The sequence below is a fragment of the Aliiroseovarius sp. F20344 genome, from assembly GCF_023016155.1.
In the GTDB taxonomy this organism is placed as follows: Bacteria; Pseudomonadota; Alphaproteobacteria; order Rhodobacterales; family Rhodobacteraceae; genus Aliiroseovarius.
In genome coordinates this window covers 396,154-409,917 of the sequence record NZ_JALKBG010000006.1, presented here as the reverse complement: position 1 = coordinate 409,917, position 13,764 = coordinate 396,154, and the positions used below count along the sequence as shown (strand labels likewise).

General features: G+C 56.5%; 12 protein-coding genes. 7 read left to right on the top strand and 5 right to left on the bottom strand.

The genetic code is table 11. The annotated features are described in order from the left end of the window. Nucleotides 1-62 precede the first annotated feature (62 nt). The 4 genes from MWU55_RS07770 to MWU55_RS07755 all read left to right on the top strand — a co-directional run bounded on the left by MWU55_RS07770 (nt 63) and on the right by MWU55_RS07755 (nt 4,010). Nucleotides 63-947, top strand: a complete 885-nt coding sequence (locus MWU55_RS07770) for an ABC transporter permease subunit (protein WP_246935435.1) — start codon at nt 63-65, stop codon at nt 945-947. Then, complete coding sequence (locus tag MWU55_RS07765; RefSeq protein ID WP_246935433.1) at nt 944-1,750, top strand: ABC transporter permease subunit; 807 nt, start codon at nt 944-946, stop codon at nt 1,748-1,750. The genes MWU55_RS07770 and MWU55_RS07765 overlap by 4 nt, the downstream gene beginning before the upstream one ends. 88 nt (nt 1,751-1,838) lie before the next feature. Further along, complete coding sequence (locus MWU55_RS07760) at nt 1,839-2,510, top strand: type 1 glutamine amidotransferase (RefSeq protein ID WP_246935431.1); 672 nt, start codon at nt 1,839-1,841, stop codon at nt 2,508-2,510. A gap of 282 nt (nt 2,511-2,792) precedes the next feature. Continuing rightward, entirely contained in the window at nt 2,793-4,010 is a 1,218-nt protein-coding gene (locus tag MWU55_RS07755) for an aminotransferase class I/II-fold pyridoxal phosphate-dependent enzyme (RefSeq protein ID WP_246935706.1), read from the top strand. A 5-nt stretch (nt 4,011-4,015) separates the two neighbouring features. Here the strand turns inward: MWU55_RS07755 and MWU55_RS07750 are convergent, their stop codons facing one another. Next, entirely contained in the window at nt 4,016-4,978 is a 963-nt protein-coding gene (locus MWU55_RS07750; RefSeq protein WP_246935430.1) for a LysR family transcriptional regulator, read from the bottom strand. Nucleotides 4,979-5,033: 55 nt separating this feature from the next. Beyond that, nucleotides 5,034-7,082 carry a ComEC/Rec2 family competence protein gene (locus MWU55_RS07745; RefSeq protein ID WP_246935423.1) on the bottom strand — a complete coding sequence of 683 codons (2,049 nt, stop codon included), beginning with the start codon at nt 7,080-7,082 and terminating at the stop codon, nt 5,034-5,036. An 80-nt stretch (nt 7,083-7,162) separates the two neighbouring features. Here MWU55_RS07745 and gltX point away from each other — a divergent pair, with 80 nt between their 5' ends. From gltX to MWU55_RS07730, 3 genes are all read left to right on the top strand, one after another. After that, complete coding sequence (gltX, locus tag MWU55_RS07740) at nt 7,163-8,569, top strand: glutamate--tRNA ligase (RefSeq protein ID WP_246935421.1); 1,407 nt, start codon at nt 7,163-7,165, stop codon at nt 8,567-8,569. A 61-nt stretch (nt 8,570-8,630) separates the two neighbouring features. Continuing rightward, complete coding sequence (gene gltA, locus MWU55_RS07735) at nt 8,631-9,926, top strand: citrate synthase (protein ID WP_246935419.1); 1,296 nt, start codon at nt 8,631-8,633, stop codon at nt 9,924-9,926. 99 nt (nt 9,927-10,025) lie between these two features. Continuing rightward, nucleotides 10,026-10,400 (top strand): GFA family protein, encoded by a 375-nt coding sequence (locus tag MWU55_RS07730; protein ID WP_246935417.1) that lies wholly within the window; start codon nt 10,026-10,028, stop codon nt 10,398-10,400. Between the two features lie 3 nt (nt 10,401-10,403). Here the strand turns inward: MWU55_RS07730 and MWU55_RS07725 are convergent, their stop codons facing one another. The 3 genes from MWU55_RS07725 to MWU55_RS07715 form a co-directional block, all read right to left on the bottom strand. After that, the gene (locus MWU55_RS07725; RefSeq protein ID WP_246935415.1) at nt 10,404-11,180 is read right to left on the bottom strand and encodes an enoyl-CoA hydratase-related protein; all 777 of its coding nucleotides are present in this window, start codon (nt 11,178-11,180) and stop codon (nt 10,404-10,406) included. Between the two features lie 87 nt (nt 11,181-11,267). After that, a complete protein-coding gene (locus MWU55_RS07720) occupies nt 11,268-11,732 on the bottom strand; it encodes a cytochrome c-type biogenesis protein (RefSeq protein WP_246935413.1) in 465 nt (154 codons plus the stop codon). After that, complete coding sequence (locus MWU55_RS07715; RefSeq protein WP_246935412.1) at nt 11,729-13,699, bottom strand: heme lyase CcmF/NrfE family subunit; 1,971 nt, start codon at nt 13,697-13,699, stop codon at nt 11,729-11,731. Before MWU55_RS07715 ends, MWU55_RS07720 begins: the two co-directional genes overlap by 4 nt. Nucleotides 13,700-13,764: the final 65 nt, after the last annotated feature.

Below are 13,764 nucleotides of genomic sequence, written 5' to 3'. Positions count from 1 at the left end.
TTCAGGGCCCGTGTGCAAACGCATGCGGGCCCTGTATATCTAGCGGACACTCTGCACGCGCGATGTTTTCCTACTGCACCGATCCTTCTACGCTTGAAGGCCTTCAATGGCTGAGCTGCTACCTGACCACAGGCAAGCACATGGCGTTCTATTCGTCCTTTGCGACAGTATTGGTGTTGTTGGCAATCACCGCGCCCGTGGCGCTTTTGTTTGGCTTTGCCGGGGCCACCGCTGCCCGGTCCCGCTTTCTACCCTTAAGCCTTCTTGGCAAGGGCTACACGGCCATTGTGCGCGGCGTCCCGGACATCGTCTTCTTCATGTTCTTCGTGATCGCTTTGGATCAGGCGTTTGAATATCTACGCCACAAGGCAAAATGCCCTGACTGGTCCGAGCCGATCCGACAAGGCAACGATTTCGTCGTCTGCGCTCAGGCCAAATTGCCGCTCTCGACCAGCCCCCAATGGGTGCACGAGACCTATGGCTTTTCCCTTGCCGTCCTGACATTTGCAATCGTGTTCGGAGCCTTTGCAGCCAACGTTCTGTTTGGCGCGATGAAAGCCGTTCCGCGTGCGCAGCTGGAAACGGCCGAAGCTTATGGCATGTCGCATCGCCAAACCTTCTGGCGCATTCTCGTTCCGCAAATGTGGGTTTACGCCCTGCCCGGCCTGTCAAACCTTTGGATGATCCTGATCAAGGCAACCCCACTTCTGTTCCTGCTTGGGGTCGAAGATATTGTCTATTGGGCACGGGAACTGGGTGCCACCAAAAGCCCTAAGTTCTCGGACTACCCACATGGCAATTGGCACGCCTACTATTTCTTCGGACTGCTGGTATTCTACTTGATGCTCACGTCAGTAAGCGAGCGTGTGTTCAAGCGTATCACGGTGCGGCTGTCCCATGGTCAGGCAACCGCTGCGGGTGAAGCCCAAAGGAAGGCTGCCCAATGAGCTGCGCACAAACCATCCAGGATTACGCATTACGCTCGATCGGCTATGGCGAACGCTTGCTGCCGCGCGAAGACTATACGCTGTGTGAACAATTCACGCTGATCGGATCAGGCATGATCTGGAACGTCTATTACGGGCTTGTCGCGCTGTTGTTTGGCTTCTTTGCCGCCACGGGACTGGCCATGGCGAAGAACAGCACCAACAGCTGGCTGCGCAAACCGGCAGAGTTTTTCATCTACGTGTTCCGTGGGTCGCCGCTGTTTATTCAGTTTTTCTTCGCTTACGCGGTGTTCCTCTCGCTCAAGCAAAGCTTCCCAATCCTCCAGCCGCTGACGTCAGCTTGGCTGGGCGCAACGTTGGTCTTGTTTTTCAACACGGCCGCCTATTCCGCCGAGATCTTCTATGGCGCACTCCGGTCCATCCCTAAGGGCGACTTGGAGGCTGCGGATGCCTATGGGATCACCGGTTGGAACCGCTTCAAACGCATCACGTGGCCCACGATGCTGCGTCTGGCATGGCCATCATACACGAACGAAGCGATCTTTCTGTTTCACGGAACCGCGCTTGTGAGCTTCTCAAGCTTCCCTGTGCGTGGTCAAAAGGGCGACGCGCTATATTACGCCAGCTACTTTGCGGATAAGACATTCAACCCGTTTATCCCCTACCCGATCTTGGCGTTTTACTTCATCCTGCTGACGCTGATGGTCATCACCGTGTATGGCATGATTGGGAAACGGCTGAATCGCCATCTTCCACAGGCCACCATCCGACGCCCAAGCTTCATGCGCACCTTATTCCGCTGATCTTTGCGAAAGATTGCACTTGCTCAAATTCCGAAGCTCGGATAGGTCAGAAAAGACTTTTCGGTAATTTGATCAAATCCGGTGCAATATGAAAATCGGCATTCTGCAAGCTGGCCATTCCCCTGACGAACTGCGCGACAGCGTTGGTGACTACGGCGAGATGTTTACCCGCCTGTTGGATGGGCACGGTTTTGAATTTCAGATCTTCTCGGTCGTGGATGGTGAATTCCCGTCCGGCACGGACGCCGCCGATGGTTGGCTAATCACCGGATCAAAACACGGTGCCTATGAGGATCATGACTGGATCCCCCCGCTAGAGGCCCTGATCCGCGATATTCGTGACGCAGGGCAACCCTTGGTCGGCGTATGCTTTGGGCATCAAATCATCGCGCAAGCTCTGGGTGGCAAGGTTGAGAAATTTGATGGCGGCTGGTCTGTGGGACGTACCGAGTATGACTTCGGTGACACGTCTCTGGCCTTGAACGCCTGGCATCAGGATCAGGTCGTTGAAACCCCTGCCGGGGCCGAGATCATCGCCTCAACCGATTTTTGCGAGAACGCAGCGATGATGATCGGCGACAAGATTTTGACCATTCAGCCTCACCCGGAATTCACAGCGCCACTTGTTGCCGGGCTGATCGAGCATCGTGGGCGCGGGAATGTGCCGGATGATCTGCTGGAAAAAGCCGTGGACGCGTTGGAAACAACGACGGACAACGCGCTTTTCGCCGAAAAGATGGCAGCCGTTCTGAAGTCCTGACCACCGTCCGACTGAGAAATCACCTAACTCCTTTGCAATAGTCGGTCTCACAAGCTTGCTGGTGTGAGGGTGTGTTTTCTATTCCCTCGCACGTTCAACGCGACACCCTGAATTTATGTGACAACAGCACAACAAAAACAGAGATTTCGCCCTCAAGAAGCTAACGAATTCTCTGGCCAGACTCACATGTCTCTTTTATGTTTTATGAAATTGCTTTTCGAAAAAGCCGAAAAGGCAGGCGTCGAAAGAGGAGACAGCATGACACTGGACCCGCACTCCGCGATGGACACACCACCGAACGTTCATGATGCGGAACCCATTCCAGAATCTGCCCGCGCTGAGATTGACCGGCTGCTGCAATCAGGTGATCTCTTCCGCTACACCGCCCCTGAAGATGCCCCCGTTGCCCTTCTTGAAACCGAGTTTGCCAAGATGATGGGTGCAAAATATGCGCTGGCTGTGGCCAGTTGCTCGGCTGCACTGTTTCTGTCCCTGAAGGCGCTCGACTTGCCACGCAATACCAAAGTGTTGATACCGGCCTTTACCTTTGCAGCGGTCCCCAGTTCCGTTGTACACGCGGATTGCACCCCGGTTCTGGTCGAAGTGCAGGACAATTATCGCATCGACATGACGGATTTTGAGGCCAAGCTGACGCCAGACGTCGGTGCCGTGATTATCAGCCACATGCGCGGTCATACCTCGGACATGGATGCGATTATGCGGCTGTGCGATGCGGCAGAAATACCCGTGATCGAAGACGCAGCCCATTCGCTGGGCACGCGCTGGCATGGGCGCAAGATCGGTACGATTGGTAAAATCGGCTGCTTTTCGTTCCAGTCCTATAAGATGCTGAACGCGGGCGAAGGTGGCATCCTGATCACCGATGACGCCGAGCTTGCCGCCCGCGCCGTGATCATGTCTGGCGCCTATGAACACAACTGGAAAAAGCACAAAACACCGCGTGGCGAGAACTCGACCGATCTGGAAGATGCCTTTGCGCGTTGGCAAAACAAACTGCCGCTTTACAACACGCGCCTGTCCAACCTCTCGGCCGCAGTTATTCGTCCGCAACTGGGTGAACTCGACCGCCGCGTCACCGACGGGCTGCGCAATCATGACTATGTGGCAGCCAAGCTTGAAAAATGCCCTTGGATTTCGGTCCCCGCGCCTTTGGTCCCGGAAACGCGTGCACCAGATTCCATCCAGTTTAACCTTATAGATGTGACGGATGATGAAACGCGCGCCTTTCAAGAGGCTGCGAAATCACGCGGTGTAAGCGTCCAGGTCTTTGGCATGAGCGAAGACAACGCCCGCGCCTTCTGGAACTGGCAGTTCATTGGAGATCAAGGTCCACTGCCAAAAACACGCGCGATGCTGTCGCGGGCTTGCGACACCCGATTACCTGTGCGTCTGAAGAAGCCTGAGCTCGATTTCATTGCCGACGCCATAACGGCAGCAATTGACGACGTGAAATCCCGAAAGAAATGTTCTGCGGCCTAAAGGGGTCACAGGACCCGCAAGTTTCCGTCCAGCCACGGATAGGCACCGACCACGGGATTGACGATAAGCTGGTCAAGAAGTGTCTTACACTTCGCTGCCAGATCACTGGGCAATTCCCCCAGAACATCCTTGCGCGCGACAAGGTTGATGCGCCTTGTAAGGGGCGCGAAGGGCAGTTCAATCAAATCCGCCGCGTCCCGAAAACGTTGTGCACGCAAGAACCCGAGGGGTGTGATGATTGTCCAGCCAGCGCCGCTTGCCACCATCGCCATGATGGCGTGATAGCTGTCCAGTTCAAAGCGGTTGTCCAGCCTCAGATTTTGACGCGCCAGATGGTTAGAAATGACCCGCCCCATATGGTGTCTTGCAGTGTACTGTACCAATGGCAGATCCTTTAACACGTCAGCCGGATTTCGCGTCCCGATCACGCCCTTTGGCACGGCGGCTATGAAGGGTTCTTCAAGCAGCGGGTGAACCTCCATCCATGGGGCAGAAACCCCGGTGTCGGCGGCAACAACCACATCCAAAGCGCGCGCATCCAACTGGTCATGCAGACGATGCGACGCCCCCGTTTCCAGCAAAAACCGCGTGGATTTCAGGTGGCCAGCTACCTCAGCCAACAGGCGTGGCGTCACGTCGGCATCGAAATCCTCGATCATTCCAAGTCGAAGGCGTGACAGTTGCGACATGGCGCCAAGGGTCAGTTCCGCTTTGGCCTGCTCTGCCTCGTTCAGGATGGTCTGCGCGCGTTTCAGAAACAGCGATCCCGCCACGGTCAACGTGATAGGACGGGCAGAGCGATCCAGCAGGCTGGTTCCCAGCGCGCCCTCAAGATTGGTCAGTTGCTGGCTGACCGAAGACGGGCTTACTCCCAATCGACGCGCCGCCACCGAGATCGATTGCTCATCAGCAATTGCGACAAACACTTCAACCCCCCAAAGTGTGATCCGCCCGGCGGTTTCGACCATGGAACTCTCCTTTCGCCGAAAGCTAGGGGTAAAGCTCCGACCGGGCAATATGCAATCAGCGTGCCCGCGTCCAAAGACGGGAAACGTCATCTGGGCGCGAGGGGATTACCCGCCATCCCTCAGATGTAGTCCTGATCGCAACCGCGCCGCTTTTGGCCAGAAACTCTCGGTCAAGCACATCGCAACCGTCTGGGATATCCCCTTTGCGCCATGCTGAAAGCACCACCAGATCACCGTTGGAGCACGCCTGGGTAAGTCGGGTTTCGGCACCACGTCCGGTGAGGTGGACCAATGAGAGCCAGGAAAGATCGATCTGCATCTTTCCTTTCTGGCCCAGAAAACCCGCTCGCTCAGCAGCGGCTTTTTGGGAAGCCGGGTCACCGTCATTTTCCAACCATGACCGCGCAGCAAATCCTTCGCCACGCGGTTTCGACAGGGTACGACCCTGATCCGTCAGAACGCCAACAAGCCCGCCGGTTTCACTGATCAGGATTTCCGGTCGATCAACCTTGGCCCAGCTGAAAGCCATGAACACGAACAGAAAAACGGTGACCCATTTCTCGCGCCCACGCAGTAAAATCAGCAAGATTCCAGACACTGCCAACAAAGGAAGCACCAAGGATGGAGGCGACGGCACCTTTCCAACTGCCCCATCCAGCGACGACACTGTTTCTGCAACCCACAGGATCCAGCGAATTGGATAGTCCATCAACCAAAGGGCCAGCGCCTCGAGCCGGAAGATCGAAAGCAGCGCTGCCAACACGGCCAAGGGCATAATCACAGCGCCCATAATCGGCACGCTCAACAAATTGGCGACCAGCCCGTAATGGCTGACTTGATTGAAGTGCGCCGCCCCAATCGGTGCGGTTGCAAGCCCCGCTACGGCAGAGGAAATCACAACAGCGGCAATCGGTCTTGCCCAACCGGGAAGCCTGCGCGCGGTTTCAGAGCGTGAGCGATCACGAAGCCATGCGAATACAGAAACTAGAGCGGCGGTCGCCGCGAAAGACATCTGAAAGCCCGGTTCGGTCAAAGCTTCTGGGGTCAAGACCAGAACGATCAATGCCGCCATCGCGACCGCTCGCAGCGTAAGCGCGTGCCGGTCAAACAGGATCGCGACGAACATGGTTGTGACCATGATGAAGGCCCGCATGGTCGCGACGCTTCCCCCGGATAACGCAAGATAGAACACACCTGCCCCAATGGCCGTCACGGCTGCCAGCTTCTTCACAGGGGCATTCAGTGCAAGTCGTGGCCAAAGCCCCATCAGAACGCGCATTGCCTGAAAGACAAACCCGGTCAGCAGGCCCATATGAAGGCCCGAAATGGCCAAGAGATGCGCAAGGTTTGAGCCCCGCAAGGCCTCGATCGTTGCGCGATCCATTGACGACCGATCGCCCGTTGTAATCGTCGCAGCAAAGCCTCCGCTTTCGCCCGGAAGCACAGCGCGCACACGGTTTGCAATCTTCTGTCGCAGTCGCGCGACGGCTAATGAAATCTCGCTTGTTGGTGGCAGTAGCAGCAGTGCTGGTGTCCGCGTATAGCCAACCGCGCCAATGCCGCGAAACCACGCCATGCGCTGAAAATCGAAGCCCCCCGGCTCTACCGGGCCGTTTGGTCCTGAAAGGTGCGCCGTCAGGGCAATACGCTGCCCGATCGCCGGGTCAAGATAGCCCTGATCCCCGTGCAATGAGACACGAACCCGATCCGGTACTTTCCAAGGGGCCACATCATTCAACCGCACCTGATCCATGGTCAGACGCACCGCATCCGACTGGGATCGATCCATTGCAACGATGCGCCCTTCAACCGGGCCATAATACCGAAAATCCAGCACCGGCCCGGCGACCCAATGGGCACGTGCACCTGCAACACAAAAGCCGAGAACCACGCAGATCAGAGCGCGCGCCAGTGGCCCGATTCCCCACGGCCAAAGCCATACGCCGACCAAGCCAGCAAGGCCAAGCAAAACCAATACGGTGTAGGTGATGATGTTGGGTTCTTGAGATTGTGCGAAGTAAAGGCCGATGCCCGCACCAAAAAACAACGGTGCCCAAATCAGGAACCGTCCACGTTCTTCCTCTATCCGGATTAGGAGTTTCACGGCCAGCACCCTTGTTCACGGCCTCCCTTTTGCTTAACACCTGCTTAACTCGCGCTTGGTTTCCAAAAGGTTAATGTCCGATGTCCCAGACACCTCAGATCGTCACCCGTTTCGCCCCGTCCCCCACGGGTTACCTGCATATTGGCGGCGCCCGCACGGCGCTGTTCAACTGGCTTTATGCCCGTGGCCGTGGCGGCAAGTTTCTTTTGCGGATCGAGGATACGGACCGCGCTCGTTCGACCCCGGAAGCCACCGAGGCGATCCTGAAAGGCATGGCATGGCTGGGGCTGGACCATGACGGAGAGGTTGTCAGCCAGTTTGACCGCGCCGACCGTCATGCTGAAGTGGCGCACGAGATGCTGGCCAATGGTCACGCCTATAAGTGTTTCGCTACGCAGGATGAAATTCAGGCTTTCCGCGATGAAGCGAGGGCCGAGGGCCGATCGACCCTGTATCAAAGTCCGTGGCGCGATGCCGATCCCGCTTCCTACCCGGACGCGCCCTACGTTATCCGCCTGAAAGCCCCGCGTGACGGCAAAACCGTCATCCAGGACGAGGTGCAGGGCGATGTCACGATCCGCAATGATCAGCTCGACGACATGATTTGTTTACGTTCTGATGGCACACCCACCTACATGCTGGCCGTTGTTGTCGATGACCACGATATGGGCGTGACCCATGTGATCCGGGGGGATGACCACCTGAACAATGCCGCACGCCAGATCATTGTCTATCAGGCGATGGGTTGGGACCTGCCCGTTTGGGCGCATATCCCGCTGATTCACGGCCCGGATGGCAAGAAACTGTCCAAACGCCACGGTGCGCTTGGCGTCGAAGAATACGAGGCGATGGGCTATCCCGCCGCCGCGATGCGCAACTATCTGGCCCGTCTGGGTTGGAGCCATGGAGATGACGAGTTCTTCTCGGACGCGCAGGCTCTGGAATGGTTTGATCTTGGCGGCATCGGCAAAAGCCCAGCCCGTTTCGATTTCAAAAAGCTCGACAACTTGTCGGGGCAGCATCTGGCTGCAATGGCGGATGGCGATGTGATGACCGCGCTAGAGGGCTATATCGCTGCAGCAGGTGAAAAACCTTTGCAGTCGCAGCAAAGTGAAATGATTGCAGCCGCAATGCCATTCCTGAAGACAAGCGCCAAGACCTTACCGCAACTCCTTGTAAAAGCAAGGTTTGTGACGGTTTCGCGCCCCCTTGATCGGGATGAAAAGGCAGAAAAAGCACTGGATGAAGTATCCCGTGGTATACTGAAAGAATTGACGCCGCAGCTGCAAAATGGTAGCTGGGATCGCAACACGCTTGAGGACATCCTCAATGGCCTTGCTGAGGCCCATGACCTCAAGTTCGGCAAACTCGCGGCGCCCCTACGGGCTGCCCTTGCCGGACGGGCCGTAACGCCCAGCGTATTTGATATGATGCTTGTGCTTGGGCGCGATGAAACCATCGCACGGCTTGAGGACGCAAGCGTGTAACGCAAGAGGCGCTCGCCCAACGGGGCGGGCTGCTGCCAACACGAACATGAAGGAATGATACATGGCTGACCCAACCGGAACCGCAAAGCTCACTTTTGGCGATAAGGAGCTGGAACTGCCCATGTATTCCCCCACAGCGGGGCCGGATGTAATCGACATCCGTAAACTGTACGCTCAGGGCGATGTGTTCACATATGATCCCGGCTTCACTTCGACAGCAAGCTGCGATTCGACCATTACCTTCATTGATGGCGACAAAGGCGAGCTTTTGTATCGTGGCTATCCAATCGACCAATTGGCCGAGAAATCGCATTATCTGGAAGTTTGCTACCTGCTTCTTTACGGTGAGCTGCCCAGCGCAACCGAAATGGAAGACTTCGAAAGCCGTGTAACCAACCACACCATGGTGCACGAGCAGATGATCAAGTTCTTCTCGGGCTTCCGTCGCGACGCGCACCCGATGGCGATCATCACCGGTGTTATGGGCGCTATGTCGGCATTCTATCATGACTCGACCGACGTGAATGACCCCTGGCAACGCGAAGTGGCTGCGATCCGTATGATTGCCAAGCTGCCGACGATTGCTGCGATGGCGTTCAAATATTCCGTCGGCCAGCCTTTCGTATACCCAAAGAATGATCTGGATTACGCATCGAACTTCCTGCGCATGTGTTTCGCCGTTCCGGCCGAAGAATATGAAGTGAACCCGATCCTGTCGAAAGCCATGGACCGTATCTTCACGCTGCATGCCGATCACGAACAGAACGCATCGACTTCGACCGTGCGTCTGGCAGGGTCGTCGGGTGCGAACCCGTTTGCCTGTATCGCTGCGGGCATCGCATGTCTGTGGGGTCCCGCACACGGTGGCGCCAACCAAGCTTGCCTTGAGATGCTGCGTGAAATCGGCTCCGTAGACCGCATTCCGGAGTTTGTGGCACGCGCCAAAGACAAGGAAGACCCCTTCCGCCTGATGGGCTTTGGTCACCGCGTTTACAAGAATTTCGACCCGCGTGCGAAGGTCATGAAGGAAAGCGCTGATGAGGTGCTTGAACTTCTGGGCATCGAAGACAATGAAACGCTGAAAGTCGCCAAGGAACTGGAGCGTATCGCGCTGGAAGATCCTTACTTCGTCGAGAAGAAGCTCTACCCGAATGTCGACTTCTATTCGGGCATCATTCTTGAGGCGATGGGCTTCCCGACCTCGATGTTCACTCCCATCTTCGCCTTGTCGCGCACCGTTGGCTGGATCTCGCAATGGAAAGAGATGTTGGGCGATCCGGGTCAGAAAATCGGCCGTCCGCGCCAGCTGTATCTGGGCGACACCGAACGCGACTATGTGGACGTCGCCAAACGCTAAGCCTTACAACTCGTCAAAAAGCCGCCGATTTCGGCGGCTTTTTTTGTTTTGATGGCATGTTTTCCCAAGCGAGATAGGCTTTCTGGTCAGGAGGTGCCTATGTCCCAATACTTGTCTGGAAGATGTCTGTGCGGAGCCTGCCAGTTCGACTATTCCGGCGAAATACGTTTTACCATCCAGTGTTACTGTCGTGATTGCCAACATGTCACCGGCGCAGGTCATGCCCCACAAATGATGGTGAACCGACATGCGCTGATGACCAAGGGGCCGACAAAAACCCATCGCCGGAAAGCCGATTCCGGTGCGATGCTAGAGTTCATCTTCTGCCGGGACTGCGGCTCACCGCTTTTGAAAGCCACGTCACGTATGCCGGATGCCATTGCGATATACGCAGGCGCATTGGACGATCCTACGCTGTTTGAGCGTGGGAAAGACGTTTATCTGGATCGCCGACAGGCTTGGGATCAAGGCTGAGGCTCAGCGCCCTTCATAGTTGGGGCTGCGCTTTTCAAGGAAGGCCAGAACGCCTTCTTTGAAATCACGTGACTTACCGCATTCACCTTGCAGACTGGCTTCAAGCGCAAGCTGTTCGTCCAGCGTGTTGTTCATCGAGGCGCGCAAGGCTTTCTTGATGTTGCGATAGGACAGGGTTGGTCCCTTTGCCAGCTGCTCGCCCCGTTTGCGCCACGTGGCCTCAAAGTCATCATCCGAAACGCATTCCCAGATCAGACCCAGATCCGCAGCTTCCTGCGCGGGCATCTTTTCGGCAAACAGCGCGGCACCCATCGCCTTGGCAAAGCCCATTTGGCGCGGCATCCAATAGGTGCCGCCGGCATCCGGGATCAGGCCAATGCGCGAGAATGCTTGCATGAAGAAGGCGCTTTCTGACGCGATCACCACATCAGCGGCCAGAGCAATGTTGGCCCCTGCGCCGGCTGCAGCGCCATTCACGGCTGAAATCGTCGGGATCGGGCTGTCATAGATGGCACGCAGCAGCGGTTCGTATTCGTCACGCAAGGTGCGTTCCAGATCAACCTCGGCAGCGTTCGCACGATCCCCCAGATCCTGACCTGAACAAAACGCACGTCCCGACCCGGTGATAACCAAGGCGCGGGCGTTCTTGCCTGCCTCTTGCACCGCATGAGCAATCTCGGCCCGCATTTGCGTGTTGAGAGCGTTCATCACATCTGCGCGGTCGAAGGTCAGGACGGCAAGGCCATCCGTGATGTCCAAAGTGATCGTTTCGTATTTCATGTCATCCTCCCGGGGGTTTCGCGTAGTTTAACCGACCACACGGTCAGGTAAAGATGAACGCACCGTCATTTCTTAGATTTCAGCTGCCTAAAGCTCGTCTTTCAAAAGCTCTTTCAAACGCGCTTCTTCATCCTGTGTCAATGAAGCAGAACCATCGCGCGACGCAGCACGGCGGCGCAGATACAGGCCACCAGATACAAGTGCGATGACAAAAAGCACTGGCCCGGCGGCCCACAAAATCAGATTTGCGCCTGAACGATTTGGCTTCATCAGAACATATTCGCCATACCGCTCAACGATGAAACCGATCACTTCCTCGTTGCTGTCACCTTCGGTCAGACGTTCGCGCACCAGAAGGCGCAAATCACGCGCGATCGCAGCGTTGCTTTCGTCGATATTCTCGCCCCGGCAAACCACACATTTCAATCCGGCCGAGATATCGCGAGCGCGTTCCTCTAACACCGGATCCGAAAGCACCTCGTCCGGGTTCACCGCATAGGATGGCAAGGCAAGGCAGCCCAAAATGACAAACGTCGCAATGAGGCGTTTCATTCTGCGGGCACTCCTTCCACGCGGGCCTTAGCCGCACCCGGGGCTACGCGGAAGCGACGGTCAAACAAGCTGAAGATACCCCCCAGCGCCATGATGATTGTCCCAGCCCAAATCCAGTTCGTAAAAGGTTTGATGAAAGTACGCACAGCCCAGCCGCCGCCTTCCTGAGGATCACCAATCACCAGATAGATATCGGTCCAGAACCCATTGGAAATGGCCGCTTCTGTCGTGGGCATCGCTTGAACCGGATAGACACGTTTTTCAGGGTAAAGCGTGGTCAGATGCGCCCCGTCCTGCGCAACCGAAATCTCAGCCATTGTTGAGATATAGTTCGGTCCATTTTCACGCCCAACATTTACAAGCGTGATGTCGTAATCCGCGACCTGAAATGTCTCTCCGATTTGGGCGACACGAATGTCTTCCACTTCCCAAGCCATCAGGCCCGAGATGCCCATCATGGTAATACCAAGTCCTGCATGAGCAGCGAACTTGCCCCAATCGGCCCCCGGAAGTCGTGTTAAACGTGACAAGCGGCCCGCAATTGCACCACGCCCGGTACGCCCAAATATGTCTGTCATTGATCCGGCAACCAGCCATGTCCCTAGGAACATGCCAATTGGCCCCAGAGCTGACTTGCCTGACTGCATTGACCAGACCAATGCCAAAATGGCGACAGCCAGCACAAACGCGGGCACAAGCTGTTTCACTGCACGACCAATACTAGCGCGTTTCCACGGCAGCATCGCCCCAATGGGCATCACAAGAGCCAAGACCACCATAAAGGGCGTGAATGCTGCTTCGAAGAATGGCGGCCCGACCGAGATTTTGCGATCAAACGCCTCGCCCACCAAAGGCCAAATCGTCCCGACAAACACAACAAAGGACGACACTGCCAACAGGATGTTGTTCACAACTAACGCACTTTCACGGCTGACGAAGCCAAAGACGCCTTTAGCCTCCATCGCGCCCGCACGGGCAGCGAACAAGGTCAGCGCGCCGCCGGTGAAGAACAGTAGGATAAACAGGATGAAGACTCCGCGTTCAGGGTCTGAGGCGAAAGCATGCACAGACGTGATAACGCCTGAGCGCACGATAAACGTCCCGATCAAAGAGAACCCAAAGGCAAGGATAGCCAGCAGAATGGTCCAGCTTTTCAAACTTTCGCGTTTTTCCACAACAATGGCAGAGTGCAATAGAGCAGCGGCGAACAGCCACGGCATGAACGAGGCGTTCTCAACCGGATCCCAGAACCAGAAACCGCCCCAGCCCAGCTCGTAATAAGCCCACCAGCTGCCCAGCGCGATGCCGATGGTCAGAAAGACCCAAGCCGCGAGCGTCCAAGGGCGCACCCAGCGGCCCCACGCAGCGTCAATTCGGCCTTCAATCAGCGCGGCGACAGCGAATGAAAACGCCATAGAAAGCCCCACATAGCCCAGATACAGAAACGGCGGGTGGAAAGCTAAGCCGGGGTCTTGCAAAAGCGGATTAAGGTCCTGCCCGTCAAAGGGCGGTTGCGCCAAACGAAGAAACGGGTTCGATGTGAAGATGATGAACGCTAGAAACGCAACCGCGATCGAGCTTTGAACCGCCAACACGCGCGCTTTCAGCGTTCTGGGCAGGTTCTGTCCAAACCACGCTGCGGTCGCCCCAAAGCCAGCAATAATCAGCACCCAAAGGAGCATTGACCCTTCATGGTTCCCCCACACACCGGAGATTTTGTAAAGCATCGGCTTCGCTGTGTGGGAGTTCAACGTCACCAGCCGGACCGAAAAATCCGACGTCACAAACGCATAGGTCAGCGCCAGAAATGAGGCCGCGATCAGCAGAAACTGAATGGTCGCCGCGGGAACGGCCATCTCCATCCAGCTGTTCCAGCGTTTATGTGCCCCGATCAGCGGCACGATGGTTTGCACCACGGCCACGCCCAGCGCCAAGATCAGCGCAAAATGTCCAAGCTCGATAATCATGGCGCGACCTTACAGAGAGTCGCGCGCAGTCACTAGCCCTTCCGGTGCCAGATGCGGCACCCGGT